We start from the raw sequence: 17,469 nt of genomic DNA, 5'->3' as shown, positions 1-17,469 counted from the left end.
GGCATTTGTGTAACACGATTTGTTCAGGATTTTTTTAAAGGGGGCTGTTTCCCGTTGCGCTTTGCGACTTGAAAGATGGTGCCCGTTAAAAAACGCCGTCGTCTGCAGCCCTAAAGATGGTTTTACTAAAAAGGTTTTCCGCCGCTATCCATTTTAAAAATAAAACAGGACCCGATACCATTGAAATGCGGGGGATCGGCCCTGACGTTGAAGAGGATTTTGCATCATGAAAAGCGGGGTGGCTTCCTTCCCCGCTTTTCTATCGTAAAACGCGCCAGCTACTTTTCACTGCAGCATGGACGTCTAATGAATTAAAATTTTCCATTCCTGCATCCTGCGATCATAGACCATTTTTCCATCGATTGGCGTGCCGGAGATGGCGGCATATTCTTCGTGCATTTCATCCATATCATGAAAATCGCCGATCGTCCAAAACGGGATTTCAATTTGCACCCGGGTCTGCACGGCATATTCCATCGAAATAACCATCCCTTCCTTCATCTTCTCCGAAAGCGGCAACAGCACCTCCACCGGGATAGCGGGCAATGCTTTCCGCTTTTTCCGCCCGAACAGAAACGGTTTCTCTCCTTTGATCCTGTTGATCCGCTCGGCAACCACATAGCCAAGCATCGCATAAAAATCACGGAAAGAACGGAAATAAATTTTGCTGTAGTAGCCGTCATCCTGCGATAAATAGACGAAATGGTTATTTAATTTCCGGTAAAAAGGCATCCGCAAATGATGTTTCATATGGCTCAGATACAGCAGTTCCGCAATTTCATACCCCTCCAGCAGATCGAGCCCTTCCTCATCCTCAAAATCCACCCAGCAAAAATCCCCGTAGCTGTAAATGTCTTCTTCTAGCAGGCGCCCGATCGTTTCCTCATCCGCATATTCAAACAGCGTATGTAAATTTACAGTGCCTGCCTCAAATTGATGACGGAGAAGAAGGAGATTCGTCAAATTGGGAAAAGCATGGTAAAATTCATAAAAACAGATGCCATGCAATAAAACATAGTGATTCACTTCATTCGCGTGAACATATATGAGCTCCCTGTTGCCACCATGGTTTTTCAAACGATTACCCCCGATTGTGCAGAACATGTTATGGACTAAACCTGCCAGTTCTCATAATTTTATTTTAGCAAATTTGGCAAAAAAATTGGATTTTTATTTCATTCCTATCTGAAAATCGTGCATCCTTTATCCTCATTGATGATTATAATGTATTTCCACTAAATGCAAAACCATATACCCCCTAAACCAGTATGATCATTTTTACCGGGAGAAGATGCGCCTTGTGCTTGCAGTTCTGATTGAAATGATTCAAAATATGGATAGGAATATACAGAAAACGACGAATTACTTTCTTGTTCCCGGGCAAGCCCCGTTTTTTCTCCTGTTTTTCGGGAACAGTATACAGGAAGAGTCTCTTAAGGAGGTGCATGTCTTGCCGAATCAGGGGCCATGTAAAACGATTCGTTTTTGCATCTCTTGGCAGGACAAACCATGCTGACGATCAAATTGCTTATTATTGTCTTATTAATCGGGGCCAATGCGTTTTTTGTCGCCTCGGAATTTTCTCTCGTAAGGGTGCGAACATCGAGAATTGACCAGCTCATTGCGGAAGGCAACAAAAAAGCCGCTTCCGCCAAAAAAGTAATCTCCAGCCTGGACAGCTATCTGTCGACAACACAGCTGGGCATCACCGTGATTTCTCTTGTTCTTGGGTGGCTGGGCGAGCCGACATTAAGGGTGATTTTTAATCCGCTTTTAATCAAACTCCATGTTCCCGGTACACTCATCCACGTGGTGACCTTTATTCTTTCTTTTCTCATCATCACCTTTTTCAGCGTCGTGGTTGGGGAGCTTGCACCGAAAAATATTGCTATCCAGACAGCAGAAAATATTGTGCTGCTCGTCGCCAAACCGCTGATTTTCATCAACAAAATCATGTATCCCTTTACGTGGACGCTGAACAAGTCTTCGCGGCTTGTGACAAAAGCGCTCGGTTACGACATGCAATCGGACAATGAAATCACCCATTCGGAGGAAGAACTGCGGATTATCCTGTCGGAAAGCTTAAAAAGCGGTGAAATTAACCAGTCCGAATATAAATATGTCAACAATATATTTGAATTCGATAACCGGATCGCAAAAGAAATTATGGTTCCCCGCACAGAAGTAGTCACGGTCGACAAGAGTGACCGGATTGCCGATCTCATCCGGCTGGCACAATCTGAAAAATATACACGCTACCCGGTTACAGACGGGGACAAGGACAATGTCATCGGCGTGCTCAACATGAAAGAAGTGCTGACGGATTGTGTTTCAAACCCGGATCTCAGGGATGATGCGACGATTGAACCGTATATTAATCCGATTATCCATGTCATTGAAACGGTACCGATTCAGGGTGTTCTTGCTCGCATGCAAAAGGACAACACCCATATGGCCGTTTTACTGGATGAATATGGCGGGACTGCCGGCATTATTACAGTCGAGGACATTTTAGAGGAAATCGTTGGTGAAATCCGGGACGAGTTTGATACGGATGAAATCCCGCTTATCCAAAAGATCGGGGATGCGCATTATATTTTGGACGCCAAAGTGCTGATTGAAGATGTAAATGACCTCCTTGCGATCGAAATTCCCGATGATGATGTGGATACGATCGGCGGATGGCTGTTGACACAGAAATACGATTTAAAAAAGGGCGATTCCGTGCCGTTCCAATCGTATGACTTTAAAGTAAAAGATATGGAAGGTTCGCACGTCCTGTATGTGGAAGTATCAAAAAAACAGGAAGCAGCTTCCTCCTAACGGGGGCTGCGCAACCTGGTTTTTCCTGCTTTTGAATAAATTGAATTTTCCTAATTACATTTTATTTCTAACCGATACGTTTGACTGTATGGTATTTATGTTTTATAATAGTCGTAATATAAGTGTGCTTTTTCAGAGATTGGGGTGATTCCAATGGGGCTTTGTACCGCATCGGGGAATTAGCATCCATTGCCAATGTTTCAAAACGGACCATTGATTACTACACCCGGCTCGGGCTGTTAAAACCACAACGTACCGGTGCAAATTACCGGATTTATGACGAAAACGCCGTAAACGAACTGCAGTTTATAGAAGAATGCAAAAAAATGCATCTTCCGCTGAAGGCGATCCGGGCCAAACTGGAATGCAGAAGGAACGGCATATTGAATGCACATGCCTTAATCCAGCAATTGAACCTCTTCTCCGAACAGCTAAAACAGCTCAATACGGAACTGAAGGATATAACACCGAATCTGGAAAAACTGCCGGAAGCGCAAAAAGAAACATTGCGCAATCAATTATCGGGAGACAGCCTGGCACTCGTCCAGTCCCTTTCCTCCATTTTAAACAGGGAAGTGGTTTGGCACTAAAATCGGGAATAGAATCATTCAATTTTGTAAAAATACAGGAGGTGACTCCTGCCCCGTCTCTATTCGGAGCAGGGAAACTTATTTGGACATATTTAAATTGGTGCTGATTTTTATATTAATCGCACTTTCCGCTTTTTTTGTAGCTTCAGAGTTTGCAATCGTAAAGATTAGAAGTTCCCGGATTGACCAACTCATCGAAGAAGGAAACAAAAAAGCGATTTCGGTAAAAAACATCATCACAAATCTTGATGAGTATTTATCGACCTGCCAATTGGGCATCACCATCATTTCGCTTCTGATCGGATGGATCGGAGAAGAAACCGTATCGCATCTTCTCGCCCCCGTGTTCGGGCTGTTGCATCTTCCGGAGTCTTTTGGCGCCGTTTTCTCCGTCATCCTTGCCTTTGCTGTCATTACCTTTGTGCATGTTGTGGCAGGAGAACTTGCACCAAAAACAGTTGCGATTCAAAAAGCGGAAACCATTACGTTTCTTGCAGCAAAGCCGTTAATTTTGTTCCACAGGCTGATGTACCCGTTTATTTGGCTATTGAACAGTTCTGCCGGCCTGATTACAAAAATGGTTGGGATGGAATCCGCATCCCGGCATGACGTCGCCCATACGGAAGAGGAATTGCGGTTTATCCTGTCTGAAAGCTATAAAAATGGTGAAATCAATCAATCAGAGTTTAAATATGTAAATAAAATTTTTGAGTTTGATAACCGGATTGCGAAAGAAATTATGGTGCCAAGAACCGAGATTGTCTCCCTTTCCAAAGGTGATTCCCTCCGGACGTTCATGGACCTCGTGCAGGAAGAACGGTTTACCCGCTACCCTGTCATTGACGGAGATAAGGACCATATTATCGGGATCATCAATTTAAAGGAAGTCTTAACCGATGTACTGAAAAAACAGGCTCCCCCTTCGTCACTGGAAGCGTATGTCCGGCCGATTATCCGCGTGATCGACACGATTCCGATTAATGAGCTGCTCGTCATGATGCAAAAAGAGCGCATTCACATGGCCGTCTTGCTTGATGAATACGGCGGCACGAGCGGCATTGTGACGGTCGAGGATATTTTGGAGGAAATCGTCGGTGAAATCCGTGACGAATTTGACATGGATGAGGTGCCGCTGATCCGGAAAGTCAAGGACGGTCACTTTATTATCGACTCGAAAGTACTGATCAGTGAAGTGAATGACCTGCTCGGCACACAAATTTCCGATGAAGACATTGATACCCTCGGCGGCTGGATTTTAACCAAAAAGATCGAGGCGAAGCAGGGCGACACGGTTGAATTCGGGGATTACACCTTTACGATCAGTGAAATGGAAGATATGCATATCCGCTATATCGAGGTGAAAAAGAAAGCGGCACGGCCGGCGGTTCAAACTGCAAAACAGGAACCCGTGTCCATGCTTCAAAATGAATCCGGACATCCTGAAATGTTAAAAGCTTTTGAGTAATGGAAGGCAGCAAAAACCTGCCTCGGTGCAAGCCAAAACCAAAAAAACGCGGACGATCGCTTGGTCGCCCGCGTTTTTCCGCTCCGCAAAACAGGAATTAATGTTTTTTGTAAACCGGTTGCAACTTTCTCCCTTCCAGCACTTCGAACAATTCCAGCCGGGATTTCGTAAAAGAGGTTTTAATTCCCATTTCCGAAAAGGCCGATATCATCTTTATTAAATGATCATGGTTTTTTTTCATACGACCACCTCATCTATCATGGATTTCCGTACTGTTTCCTTATCTGTATATGTATTCCCATCTATATAGGATTTTACACGGCATTTCTTAAAGTTTTATGAAAATTTTCTTGTCTTACTCTTAATATAGCAAAAAAATTAAAAAAATATAAGGGTTTTCATCAAAATTGTTTGATTTCCTTTCATAAGTCTGCGAGAAGAACAAATAGACCGGTTGCAGCTGTCTCCTTGTATGTGTAAAATTTTACTCGAAGGGGCAAATGAGTGGAAAAAAATGGGAAGACACTCTATCATCTAAATGTACACCTTGAATGAACATCTAGAGAGAGGTCTTCCCATGGATATTATATCAATAATTGCTGGATTATTAAAGGGTACAAAGAGTCTTATGGAATTTGAAGAACAAATTAAAATTCTGATGCAGAAGGTTTTTACACAATGGGTTGGGGATGTATTTGAGGAGTTAGATAAAACAATTAAACAAAAGAAGTTGGAGGAAGGCTGGGAGTACTGCCGTAGTGATAACAGAAGCGTTCAGTTTCTATTTGGAAGTGTGACTTTTAAACGTTCATTAATGCGTGATAAGAGAGGGAACTCACATTATCCCTTGGATGAATGCTTGGGGCTGGTACCCCACCAGAGATATAGCCCGTTAGTGGAATTAAAGGTGGCAGAGTTGGCAAGTGAGAACACCTATCGGGAGGTGGCGAATATTTTAAAAGAATGGACAGCCGTGAGTCTTAGTCATACAACTGTAGGGGAAATGGTGAAACGCGTAGGAAAAACGCAGGTGGAAGCCGACAAGGCCCTTGTAGAAGAGATGGAAATAGCTGCTTCACTGCCTGATGGGAAGAAGGTAGACTACCTGTTTTCCGAAGCAGATGGCGTATTCATCCGGGGACTGGAAAAGAAACAGAGTATGGAAGTCCACCATGCCATTCTCTATGAAGGTTGGGAAACCAATGGAAAAAGGGTCTCCCTGCGTCAGCCCACAGTCATCATGACGACGGAAGACATTCAGACATTTTGGGATGAAGTCCAAGCCACAGCTGCCAACACCTATTCCCTCGAAAAAGCGCAAGTCATTACAAACAGTGATGGAGGTGCTGGGTACACAGCTGAACGGTTTCAAACAGCTTTCTCACAGTCGGAATTTCCGGTGCTCAACCAGCTGGATACCTACCACGTTGCACAAGCCATCATAAGGACATTTGGGGGCGGAAAGAGCGAGATCAAGGAGCAAATTAGAAAAGCGATTAGAACGCATGATCTGGACCAATTCACGTTATATTTGGATACGCACGAAAGCACCTTGACGGATAAAAAGGCCCTCAAGAAAATCAAGGAATTCCGTTCGTATATCTTGAAAAACTGGGACCGCATTTTTGACTGGAGAGACAGGGTGAAAAACGTGCCGGAAGGTGCGAGAGGCCTAGGAGCGATGGAATCGAACCAAAGGCATATCTCCTTCAGGATGAAAAAAAGGGGCATGCATTGGAGTGAACTTGGCGCAGAAGCCATGGTGAAAATCAAACAAGGCATACTCAATGGGACATTTAAGCAAAATATTAGAGCTTTCGTTTTAAGCCTGGATCAGTGGGGACTGATCGTTGAGGCGCGCGAAATTTACGAGACTCCTGCGGGAAAAGCGAGCCAGGAGAGACCCCGCAGCGAGGTACGAGCGAGGAGGCTCGCCGGCCGCCCGCGGAAAGCGAGTGAATTTCGCGCGCCTCAACATCCCCGTTATCCATCTTTATACGAAAATACTACATCTTTTCCGAAAATTACACCGAGCAAGTAAAGCACGGTAGCCGAAAGTGTACAAAAAGAGTGTCTAGGAATACCCGATATTTAAACCTTGTCGAGAAAAACTTGACACATACTGTCTCCTTTCCGCACTGGACATCAACGGAAATGTGTATTATGCTAAATAGTTGAATTATCATCTGTCACAATCGAAGCAGCTACCTGCTTTTTGTTTACATATTTTACTAAGGAAGTGTGTCGTCCTATGGCCGCCTTACTGAATGATTATGCCAAAAAACTTCAGAACCATTTGCAGCCGGAGCGCGATTCCCACCAGAAACTGGTGCAAAAAGGGCTGCTGTTGTACCGCCAGCATCTAGTCCATGACAAACGGATTTCGGGACGGTTTTTGCGCGGGAAAGTTCAGGATGTGACACCGGTGGATTGCGGGCTGGATCTTTTTGACCCGTTGTTTTTTGATTGTTCCTGCCCCCATGACGGTTTTTGCCGCCACCTGATGGCTTTGTTTTTCTCTGCCTATAGTGAAGAAAACAGTGTGTTTGACTGGGTCCGGGAGTGGAAGCGACGCAGTACGGACGGGGACATTCTGCAATCCGTGAAACGGGCAAGCGATTTGCTGGAGAAAAAGGCGGAAACATCCGGGCAAAACATCAGCATGTGGCTGGACGATTTCCATACCGCTTTTGAAGAGATCAATGTGAATGATGAATTTCTTCTCGATCTCTCGGCAAGGGAAGTATACCGCCGGCTTACCCTTTTTTTGCCTGTCGAACGGGAATGGGAGCCGCTTTACAAACTGACTGCTGCCTATGAATTGTTTAAGTACATTAACACGATTTGTTTGAAAAATGACTTTTTTTCGTCCACGGCTCTCATGCAATTTTTGTCCGGCGAAGCGGAAGAAGCGGCAAACCAGCTGTCGTCCGCAGCGCTCCCGTTTGTTTTTGATCCGTTTATCGCTTATTTCCGCGAAAACACCCGTGAGCTGGCAGAAAGTGTATCCCTCTACGAACTTGAAACCGTTGATTTTTACCGAATCCTCTGGTCGCGCCTGCTAAAGAAAGAAAATTGGCGGAAAGAGGAAGAGGCGCGTTTAAGGAAGGAAATTTTAAACAGCATTGATGCCGGTGAAAATCTCTCCTCCACGAAGGTGCTCTGCTTCATCCATCTCGCCTTTTTGCTCGGGAATGACGACACCGCGCTGTTTTTTCTCAGGCAGCTGGCTCAAAGCGGCGTCAATACAGCCGTATATATGCCGTACTGGTTCTTGGAACTGAAAGCGGACGAGAGACTGTTCCGCTATATCTCCGCTGCCTTACCGATGATCCCGCGCCTTTTGGAAACATGCGGGGATGACTATGACAAGGCTGCCTATATGCGAATGTTTTTCCGCTCCATCAATGAACAGGCGCTCTCCGCCCAGCAGCTGAAATTACTGGAAAAACTGTACCGCGCCTTTTTGCCTGTCAGCGCCCCGAAATACGGGGATATTTTATTTTTATCCGCAAGATACAGGGAGTGGGCGGAACTCCAGACACTGATCGGCAATACACCCGAGGATATGGCAAAAGAAAAACTCGAACGGGTTGCAAAGCAAGCACCTGAAGTCCTCCTCCCTCTTTACCACCGGGCGGTCGGCATCTGTATCGGGGAAAAAAACCGGAAGTCCTATCAAAAAGCCGTCCGCTATTTGAAAAAATTAAAAGCCATTTACCGGAAACGCCATGAAGAGGAAAGGTGGTACGCATTCTTTGACGAAATCAAGGAACGGACAAAACGGATGCGCGCTTTTCAGGAAGAATGCAGGAGGGGAAATTTGACCGATGCAGATGGAATATGATGTAAAAATCAATATACAACCGGATCCGGGCGGGCGTTATTTCTTATATGCCGAAGACCGGGCCGGAAACGAAGCCGATCCTTCCTACTGGGCGCCGTCTTTGTTGATGTGGCATGAAGAAAGTTTTTATGGCGCCTTCATACCGTACACGCGTTTCGGAAACCGCAGCGGGATTTTGGCCGACAGCTTTACGCTTTTGTCCCTGCTCGGAAAAGAAGGTTTCAGTTCGATGTTGCGATGGGATTGGGATGAACGCGGGCAAATTTATCTTGCTGTGGCTCCCGTGCTGCTTGATGCCGTTTTAAGCGGCGGCTGGCTTGCGACAGCGGCTGCACTTCCGGAAGAAGAAGCATGGGCGATAGAGCTGCCTGATACCGTCATCCACGAGTTCAACCCGTCATTTTGGGACCGGGAGCTGGATGAAAAACCTTTGTCGCGCGTGCTCTCCGAATGGTACGGAGAAGCGGCCCGTTCTTTTATCGCCAGCCGGCCGCAATTGAAGCGGCAATTCATGGAGCTGAAAAAATCAGGCTTTACAAACCAGGAACTCACCTCCTATTTTGACAAGCGACGCTTTCAACTATGGGCGGGCGAAGCGTCCCTCCCCTTTACAATTGGGATCCGCCTTTTTGAACCTGACACGGATGGGGGGTACTGGAAGCTTGAGACCGTGTTGCGCGACCGTGATAAACCGGAACGGCTGCTCGTCTACCCTCGGCAAAAGCTGTATAAAAAATGGCAGCCATTTGAAGAAGAGATCCGGCTCGAACAGGCAAGATGGGGAAAATTGTTCCCTTGGCTTCATGATGAAAACGGGCAGCTGCGCAATGAACTCGAAGAAAACCAAGCATGGGCATTCTTCGTTCACGCCAGCGAAAAGCTTCTCCCGCTCGGTGTCGAAATTATGCTGCCGTCCTGGTGGTCATCCGTTAAAAACGCCAATATGCGGCTGAAAGCTAAACTGAAAAAAAACACAAGCTACCGGTCTTTTTTTAATCTTAATACGGTGCTCGAATTTGACTGGCGGATTTCCTTAAATGGGGCAGAAATGAGCGAAGAAGCGTTCCAAAATCTGATCAACAAGGGGCGCCGCTTTGTGAAAGCGGGAGACGAGTGGATCACACTTGATCCGAAGATGATTCGATCGCTGCAGGCGCTTATGGAAAAAGCCAAAAAAGAGGGGCTCCATCTTCAGGATCTGCTCGCACAAACTTCCGAATCCGAAGAGGAAACGGATGAAGAAGAAACAGAGGATGTGCAGGCGCTCGCCCGGATTCAAATTGAACTGAACCAGTCATTAAAAAAGTTTATCCGAAAGCTTTCCCATCTGACCGAAATGCCATCCGTCCCGATCCCGCCCGGATTTCAGGGCGATTTGCGGCCGTACCAGCAGCTCGGCTTAAACTGGCTTGCCTTTTTGCGTGATTGCGGGTTTGGCGCCGTACTGGCAGACGATATGGGGCTTGGGAAAACCGTGCAGCTGATCGCTTACCTTCTCCATGTGAAATATACGAAACAGCCGGAAAAACCGGCGCTTATCATCTGTCCGACATCTGTCCTCGGCAACTGGCAGCGGGAAATCGAAAAATTTGGAAACAGCTTAAATGTCGCCCTCCATTACGGACCGAACCGGGAAAAAGAAAAACTGGGGGATTACTATCAACATGCCGATGTTGTACTGACGAGCTACGGGATTGCCAACCTTGATTTCGAGGCATTGTCAGCTGTGGAATGGAGCACGATCGCCCTTGATGAAGCGCAAAACATTAAAAATGCGGAGACGAAACAGTCGCGGGCGATCCGGAAACTAAAGGGCAGGCACTATATTGCTTTGACCGGCACCCCGATGGAAAACCGGCTCTCAGAACTGTGGGCGATCTTTGATTTTACCAATAAAGGCTATTTGGGCACGTTCAGGCAGTTCCAAAAACGGTTCATCGCCCCGATCGAAAAGGATGGATCGAAAGAAAAAATCCGCGAGCTTAAGCGCCTCATTCAGCCGTTTTTGCTACGCCGGACGAAAAAAGATCCGGATGTGGAACTGAATCTGCCCGAAAAGCTGGAGCAAAAAGAATATTGCCCGCTGACGGCGGAGCAGGCGGCTCTGTATGAAGAAACGGTGCAAAATGCTTTTAAGGGGATCGACCAGCTGAGCGGGCTTGGCAGAAGAGCGCTGATTTTGCAGATGCTGAACCGGCTGAAGCAGCTGTGCAACCATCCTGCCCTGTTTCTGAAAGAAGAAAAACCGGCGCACCTTTTGGAACGGTCATTTAAATTGGAAAAACTGGCCACGCTGACAGAAGCCATTTTGAATACGGGAGAATCATGCCTGATTTTCACCCAGTATATCGGGATGGGCCAGATGATTCGGCAAATGATGAAGGAGCTGTTCGGTCTTGACGTTCCGTTTTTAAACGGAAGCATGCCGAAAGCAAAACGCGACCAGTTGATCCGTGATTTTCAAAACAAGGCGTTCCCTGTTTTTCTCCTGAGCTTAAAAGCCGGGGGAACGGGCTTGAACTTAACAGCGGCCAATCATGTCATTCATTATGACCGCTGGTGGAACCCGGCTGTTGAAAACCAGGCAACAGACAGGGCGCATCGCATCGGACAGCAGCGGTTTGTCCATGTCCATAAATTGATTGCGACCGGCACACTTGAAGAAAAGATTGACGCCATGCTTGAAAAAAAACAGGCACTGAACGACGAAATTATCCAAAGTGACAACTGGGTAACTGAGCTGTCCGATGACGAATTGAAACATTTGGTTTTGCTGCAAAGTTAAAGGGAGAGGAGTACCACTTTATGCCTCCTCCCCTTCCGTTATTTTTTGAATATTTATTATTATCTATGAAAAGGAGGGGACGTAACCATGAAAAAGTCTTGGGCTATTATTGGTATCATTGCTGCCGTTGTTGTTATTGGAATCATAGTTGGTGTGGTTGTTTATGAAAAGGAAAAGCCCAGCTATCCAAAATGGGTGGGCCACAGTAAGAGCGGCAAATGGACTGCTGTATTATCGTATAACGGAGAGAAATATGAGGATGTTAACTATTCTGGAGATTTCATTTGGAATGGCTCCAAAAAAGAAAAAAAGAAAGTGTATGTCTTGAAATCGCAATATTGGATCGGTGGTAAAATGGAAGTTGGAGACAAAACGGAAGTGAAAGAAAGAGTGTCACCGGACACCGGATTTGTGGAGTATACAGATGCGCCGAAAAAAGGAGAACATCCAAAAGTCATTATCTATTGGGAAGAAAATAACAAAGTCCATAAGGAAGTCATTCCATTAAAAAAGAAAAAATAGTGCTGAAAAATACACGTAAAGCCGCTCTGTTTTATGACGCAGAGCGGCCTTTTCCGTTTAATCTTTCTTTAAATGCCTCAATTAATTGCTCGCCTTCATACCCTTCGCGGACCAGCTCCTCGAGCAGTTTTTCCGCATACGCGATCCGTCTCGAGCGCATTTTCCCTTCGAGCAGAACGCTGATCGTCCCGTCAAATTCTCTTATTCCCCTAACCCGGGTCGAAAGCGGTGCCGGATCATTGTTCTCGTAAGTGATCACGACTTCGGTATCAAGCTCCGTCTGCTGCTTTTCTCTTTCCGCAAAAAACGGCAAATACTTGCGCTCCGTGTACGCTTCAATCAGCCAGGTGCCCCTTCCGTCTTCCTTGTTCAGAATCAACCCGTCAATCAACGGAATCGACACCCGTTCGCCGTCATTCAAAATGGTAAGTGACAGGATCTTAAATGTTTTCATCCCTTTCCTCCCTATTCGTTTGTAAAAATTATAACATACATCCAACCTACGATCACCGATCACGCCAAGTTTCTCCCCTCGTCTCAAAAGACCGGTGACTGCCATGTTTTTGCCGGCCGACAATGCCCATCTCCATACGAAAAAAATTTTAAATTATACCATATCCCTTTTTTGTCGCCGAAATTTGTAAAAATCACGCGTGAAAAATTGATTTTTGCCCGAAAAAAGGGGGCGATTTTTGAAAAATGACGATTTTACACGAAAATGGAAAGCCGGTAAGATAAATGCAGGAAGGGGGTGGCACAGTTGATTAACCAGGTCACATTAGTTGGAAGGCTTACAAAAGATCCGGATCTTCACTACACAGCAGATGGAAAACCGGTGTTAAATGTTACGCTTGCCTTAAACCGCCATTACCGGAACCAATTTGGCGAAACGTTAACCGATTTTGTCCAATGTACCCTTTGGAATAAAATCGCAGAAAACACAAGCAAATATTGCGCAAAAGGTTCCATGCTCGGCATTACCGGTCGGATTCAGACCCGCCATTATGATAATAAAGAAGGAAAAAGGGTTTATGTCACCGAAGTCATTGCCGACACAGTCCAATTTTTAAGCAAACGGCCGGAAAACAAGCCGCTGCAAAAAACCGGTCAGGGAGGGTAGCATGCAATGGAAGATGCAGCAAAACGGTTGGATGCACTTGAGCGGGTCTTAGCGGATATGATCGTCAAGCAGGGCATGCTGAACCGGCAGCTTGCACTTTTGATGCAGGAAGTAAAACGGATAGAGGAAGAGAGCCGCAAAATGCCCGCACTCGTGCCACACCTGAAGTAACGTAAGAGTTTTCCTTTCCTAACTTTTTTCCATTTACCAGTTCCTAAATGTTTCTCCTATTTTGCCCCATCAGAGAGAATGTGTTTGTTATCAATACCGATCCTCTTCTTATCCCCTTTTCTTTTTTGTCAGCTGGACATCCGGCTGATTTTTTTTCGGGAAAAAGCGGCCTGGTGCCCCGTCTTTATTTTTCAAGCGCAAACATGATTTCCGCTTCACAGGCAAGCTCCCCGTCGACGGTGGCAACCGCTTTGCCTTTTCCGACCGGCCCTTTCAAGCGGATGATTTCCACTTCGAGATGAAGCTGGTCTCCCGGTTTCACCTGGCGTTTAAACCGGCATTTGTCAATCCCTGCAAAAAGCGCAAGTTTCCCGCGGTTTTCTTCCTTTTTTAACATGGCGACAGCGCCCACTTGTGCGAGCGCCTCCACAATCAATACACCCGGCATGACCGGATAGGACGGGAAGTGGCCGGCAAAAAAGGGTTCATTTCCAGATACATTTTTGATTCCAACCGCACGTTTTCCTTCTTCCACTTCAAGAATACGATCAATCAATAAAAAAGGATAACGATGCGGGAGAATGTCTTTAATTTGTTGCAAATCCAACATTGGCAAAAATCCTCCATTTTCAGTTTCAATCCGGGAGCGAACAAGGCGGGGGCAGGATCCAAACAGCTGCCTTCCCCGGGATCCGCCTTAAAGTGCAAGACAGCTGTTTTCCGTAAAAAACGAATCATCAGGAACGGATGTTATTTACAAGGCCCATCATCTGGTCGGACAATGTAATCGTCTTTGACTGGAACTGATACAACCGTTCTGTTTTCGTTAGCTCCGTTATTTCAGTGGAAAGGTCGACATTCGATTTTTCAAGCACGCCCTGCTGCATAGAAATCTGGCTGCGGGTTGCACCTGTCAAATCTGTGTACACATTTGCCGCATTAACGTTTTGCGGCAGTCTCAGCAAGTTGTTCCCGACCTGTTCCAGCACTTGCGGATTGCGCATTTGGACAACGCCGAGGTTAAAGCTTTCCCGCGTGCCATCACTGTATGCCACCTGCAAGGTCCCGTTTGGCCTGATCGCGTAATCTGCTACATTGCCCCGAAATGTAATCATCGCGTTATGCTCATCCAGGACAGGGTTCCCGTTCGCATCAGTGAGCACACTTCTATTGTTTCCGAGCGGGGACACTTCCAATGCGCCATTGCGCGTAAATGCCACTTCATCACTGCCATTTGCCCGGGCAAGCACTTTTAAATACTGGTTTTCTTTTGTAAAGGCCATATCAAGGGCGCGTCCGGTATGTTCAAGTGCCCCCTGCGATGGGGAAATGACCGCTTGTGCCAGTTTTGCCCCCGTGCCGGTCCGGATGCCGTACGGCGTTTTTCTGCCTGTTTCTTTGGATGTATCCGGCTGGTTGTTGATTTGCTGGACGAGCAGATCGGTAAAGCTCGCCTGTTTGCTTTTATAGCCGTTTGTATCCACATTGGCAACATTATGGCTGATGGTATCGATTTTGTCCTGCAACTGCCTGAGCGTGTTCGTTGCTGTCAGCATGGATTGATTCATGGCGCTATTTCACCCTACCATTCTCCGTTATACTTTTCCTACGTCGTTTACGGCTTTGCCGAGGCTTGCATCATAAGCCTGCAGTACTTTTTGATTGGCTTCAAAAGAGCGGTAAGCACTCATCATATCTGTCATTGTTTTTGTCTCATCGACATTGGAAGATTCCAGGAAGCCCTGCTTGATTTGAAAGCCGTTTTGGCCTGCAGCCGGCAGCGCACCGTTATTCGCGAGCGTATATAAACCGTCGCCTGTTTTCTCAAGCTGTGCCGGATTTTGGGCGTAAGCAAGGCCGATCGTACCTGCATAGCGCCCGTTCTCCGTTACCGCGCCAGCCGCATCGACGGAAAAATCGGTTCCCCCTGTCCGAATCCGGCCCCCGTTTTCATCCAGCACATAATGGCCGGAAGCGGTCGTTAAATAGCCTTCCGGGTTTACCGTGAAATTCCCGTTCCGCGTATAGACTTCATGGCCGTTGCCATCATCGATGCGGAAGAACAGGCTCCCCTCCGGTGAAGCTTGATCGAATATGGCCAAATCGGTCCGGTTGCCTGTTTCTTCAAGGTCGCCCTGTTTAAAAAGCGGCAGTGTTTCCTGCATGTAAACACCGGTCGCAAGTGACCCGACCGATTTCACCACTTCGCCTGTTGTCCCGTTTTTATCCATATAACTGAGCAGCATTTTCGGGAAAGAGCGGATCGATGACTGGTCCGTTTTATATCCCGGCGTATCTGCGTTGGATAAATTATTGGCGAGCAAATCCGTTTTCCGCTGCTGGGCGATCATCCCGGAAGCCGCTGTATACAAACCCCGTAACATTGCCATTCACCTCGCTGGAGCATTCATCAAACGTTTGATTAAACGAGTTTTCTTTTTGAAATTTTATCGATATTTTCAAGCATGACGCCTGTTCCGATCGCTACAGAACTCATCGGATTTTCGGCAACAAGGACCGGTACTTTAATTTCTTCGGCAAGCAATTGGTCAATACCGTGCAAAAGGGCCCCACCGCCTGTTAAAATGACACCACGATCAATGATGTCGGCTGACAGTTCAGGAGGCGTTTTCTCCAAAACGTTTTTCGTGGCGTGGACAATGATGGATACGGATTCACGCAGCGCTTTTTCAATTTCAGCAGATTTAATCGTAATCGTCCGCGGCAAGCCGGAAACCATATCCCTGCCCCGGATGTCCATTTCTTCATTGCGGGCGCCCGGAAATACCGTGCCGATATTCATCTTGATATTCTCCGCCGTCCGTTCGCCGATCAGCAGTTTGTACTCCCGTTTTATATACTGCAGAATTTCATTGTCAAATTTGTCACCGGCCATTTTGATGGACGAGCTTGTCACGATGTCCCCCATCGATAGTACCGCAATATCCGTCGTGCCGCCGCCGATATCAACCACCATGTTCCCGCTCGGCTGGAAAATGTCCATGCCTGCACCGATGGCCGCCACTTTCGGTTCTTCTTCCAGGTAAACATTTTTCCCGCCGCTTTTTTCTGCTGCCTCGCGGATCGCTTTCTGCTCCACGCTCGTAATATTTGTCGGGCAGCAAATCAAAATGCGCGGTTTCGATAAGAATCCCTTTACATTCAGCTTGTTAATAAAATACCGCAGCATCGTTTCTGTTACGTCAAAATCGGCAATGACACCGTCTTTCAACGGGCGGATGGCGACTATATTGCCTGGTGTCCTGCCTACCATGCGGCGCGCTTCCTCCCCGACTGCGAGCACTTTATTGGCTGTTTTCTCAATCGCCACAACAGATGGCTCATTCAGCACAATTCCCTGGCCTTTTACGTGGATCAGTACATTCGCGGTACCCAAATCAATTCCGATATCCTTTGCAAACATGTATGTGCTCCTTCCTCATTTTTCAAACTTTTTTAGGACGATTTATCTATTCGAAGTCTATCATTGTCTGTTATCCCTGATTATTTATTTTAGCATATTTTTGCCGGGTTTCGGGATCATTTGTCAAATTTTATTTTCGGGTATTTTTCAAGCGGGGTAAACGGAGGGGATTTTACAGGGGCCGGTCTTTCAAAAAAGCGGCTTCCGCATGGGTGTCCTTTTTAATTTTGCGACAGCTGTTTACCGGATGGAAGCAGCTGCGCACTGTCACCGGAATCGTTCCCCAAACCGATCCGGTCCGTAAAAAGAAGCAACCGCGCAATTCGATTGCTTCTTTCAGGGATCATGGAGCCCTCATGAGCCGGAAAGCGCTGCTAACGGTTTTGCTGTTATTCTGTGACTGGATACTCTTCTTTTTTATATTTTTGCTTCGTTGCTTCCCCTCCGCGCAAATGGCGGACAGATTTATGGTAATCGAGGATATCCTTTACCTCATTTGCCAGTTCCGGATTGATTTCCGGCAGCCTTTCCGTCAAATCTTTATGGACAGTACTTTTGGATACGCCAAACTCTTTCGCAATTACGCGAACTGTTTTCCTCGTCTCCACGATATACTTCCCAATCTTGATAGTCCTCTCTTTGATGTAATCGTGCACACTACTCGCCCTCCCCAAAAATTGGATGTGAGGCGTGTGAAATGAGACTCGCTGGATTCAATTTTG

The 17,469-nt window shown here is 46.5% G+C and carries 17 protein-coding genes; 9 read left to right on the top strand and 8 right to left on the bottom strand.

The features are described from left to right. Positions 1-303: 303 nt before the first annotated feature. Positions 304-1,077, bottom strand: a complete 774-nt coding sequence (locus BCOA_RS24810; RefSeq protein WP_014096788.1) for a hypothetical protein — start codon at positions 1,075-1,077, stop codon at positions 304-306. Positions 1,078-1,509: 432 nt separating this feature from the next. On the opposite strand from BCOA_RS24810, the gene BCOA_RS24800 reads away from it, so the two are divergent. From BCOA_RS24800 to BCOA_RS24790, 3 genes are all read left to right on the top strand, one after another. Then, positions 1,510-2,823, top strand: coding sequence for a hemolysin family protein (locus BCOA_RS24800; RefSeq protein WP_014096787.1), 1,314 nt, complete (start codon positions 1,510-1,512; stop codon positions 2,821-2,823). A gap of 161 nt (positions 2,824-2,984) precedes the next feature. After that, complete coding sequence (locus tag BCOA_RS24795) at positions 2,985-3,413, top strand: MerR family transcriptional regulator (protein WP_017551150.1); 429 nt, start codon at positions 2,985-2,987, stop codon at positions 3,411-3,413. An 82-nt stretch (positions 3,414-3,495) separates the two neighbouring features. Further along, a complete protein-coding gene (locus BCOA_RS24790) occupies positions 3,496-4,878 on the top strand; it encodes a hemolysin family protein (RefSeq protein WP_014096785.1) in 1,383 nt (460 codons plus the stop codon). A gap of 97 nt (positions 4,879-4,975) precedes the next feature. On the opposite strand, the gene BCOA_RS35325 is transcribed toward BCOA_RS24790, so the two are convergent. Continuing rightward, positions 4,976-5,119 (bottom strand): Lmo0850 family protein, encoded by a 144-nt coding sequence (locus BCOA_RS35325; RefSeq protein WP_013860706.1) that lies wholly within the window; start codon positions 5,117-5,119, stop codon positions 4,976-4,978. A 336-nt stretch (positions 5,120-5,455) separates the two neighbouring features. On the opposite strand from BCOA_RS35325, the gene BCOA_RS24785 reads away from it, so the two are divergent. From BCOA_RS24785 to BCOA_RS24770, 4 genes are all read left to right on the top strand, one after another. Beyond that, the gene (locus tag BCOA_RS24785; protein WP_014096784.1) at positions 5,456-6,919 is read left to right on the top strand and encodes an ISLre2 family transposase; all 1,464 of its coding nucleotides are present in this window, start codon (positions 5,456-5,458) and stop codon (positions 6,917-6,919) included. 210 nt (positions 6,920-7,129) lie between these two features. Then, entirely contained in the window at positions 7,130-8,725 is a 1,596-nt protein-coding gene (locus BCOA_RS24780; RefSeq protein ID WP_014096783.1) for a hypothetical protein, read from the top strand. After that, positions 8,709-11,510, top strand: a complete 2,802-nt coding sequence (locus BCOA_RS24775) for a DEAD/DEAH box helicase (RefSeq protein ID WP_014096782.1) — start codon at positions 8,709-8,711, stop codon at positions 11,508-11,510. The genes BCOA_RS24780 and BCOA_RS24775 overlap by 17 nt, the downstream gene beginning before the upstream one ends. Before the next feature lie 87 nt (positions 11,511-11,597). Further along, a complete protein-coding gene (locus BCOA_RS24770; protein ID WP_014096781.1) occupies positions 11,598-12,032 on the top strand; it encodes a DUF4944 domain-containing protein in 435 nt (144 codons plus the stop codon). A gap of 31 nt (positions 12,033-12,063) precedes the next feature. On the opposite strand, the gene BCOA_RS24765 is transcribed toward BCOA_RS24770, so the two are convergent. Then, complete coding sequence (locus BCOA_RS24765) at positions 12,064-12,486, bottom strand: YwpF-like family protein (protein WP_014096780.1); 423 nt, start codon at positions 12,484-12,486, stop codon at positions 12,064-12,066. A 306-nt stretch (positions 12,487-12,792) separates the two neighbouring features. Between BCOA_RS24765 and BCOA_RS24760 the strand changes: the two genes are divergently transcribed. Next, on the top strand, positions 12,793-13,152 hold the full coding sequence (locus BCOA_RS24760) for a single-stranded DNA-binding protein (RefSeq protein WP_014096779.1): 360 nt from the start codon (positions 12,793-12,795) through the stop codon (positions 13,150-13,152). A gap of 6 nt (positions 13,153-13,158) precedes the next feature. Next, entirely contained in the window at positions 13,159-13,323 is a 165-nt protein-coding gene (locus tag BCOA_RS35320) for a hypothetical protein (protein ID WP_013860712.1), read from the top strand. A 184-nt stretch (positions 13,324-13,507) separates the two neighbouring features. On the opposite strand, the gene fabZ is transcribed toward BCOA_RS35320, so the two are convergent. The 5 genes from fabZ to spoIIID all read right to left on the bottom strand — a co-directional run bounded on the left by fabZ (position 13,508) and on the right by spoIIID (position 17,403). Continuing rightward, the gene (gene fabZ / locus BCOA_RS24755; protein WP_014096778.1) at positions 13,508-13,933 is read right to left on the bottom strand and encodes a 3-hydroxyacyl-ACP dehydratase FabZ; all 426 of its coding nucleotides are present in this window, start codon (positions 13,931-13,933) and stop codon (positions 13,508-13,510) included. Positions 13,934-14,060: 127 nt separating this feature from the next. Further along, on the bottom strand, positions 14,061-14,891 hold the full coding sequence (locus BCOA_RS24750; protein ID WP_014096777.1) for a flagellar hook-basal body protein: 831 nt from the start codon (positions 14,889-14,891) through the stop codon (positions 14,061-14,063). 27 nt (positions 14,892-14,918) lie between these two features. Continuing rightward, complete coding sequence (locus BCOA_RS24745) at positions 14,919-15,707, bottom strand: flagellar hook-basal body protein (RefSeq protein ID WP_014096776.1); 789 nt, start codon at positions 15,705-15,707, stop codon at positions 14,919-14,921. A gap of 38 nt (positions 15,708-15,745) precedes the next feature. Continuing rightward, entirely contained in the window at positions 15,746-16,747 is a 1,002-nt protein-coding gene (locus BCOA_RS24740) for a rod shape-determining protein (RefSeq protein ID WP_014096775.1), read from the bottom strand. A 389-nt stretch (positions 16,748-17,136) separates the two neighbouring features. Next, positions 17,137-17,403, bottom strand: coding sequence for a sporulation transcriptional regulator SpoIIID (spoIIID, locus tag BCOA_RS24735; protein WP_014096774.1), 267 nt, complete (start codon positions 17,401-17,403; stop codon positions 17,137-17,139). Between the last annotated feature and the right edge of the window lie 66 nt (positions 17,404-17,469).

The organism is Heyndrickxia coagulans 36D1, from assembly GCF_000169195.2.
GTDB classification, from domain to species: Bacteria; Bacillota; Bacilli; order Bacillales; family Bacillaceae_C; genus Weizmannia; species Weizmannia faecalis.
This window is presented reverse-complemented; position numbering and strand designations above follow the sequence as displayed.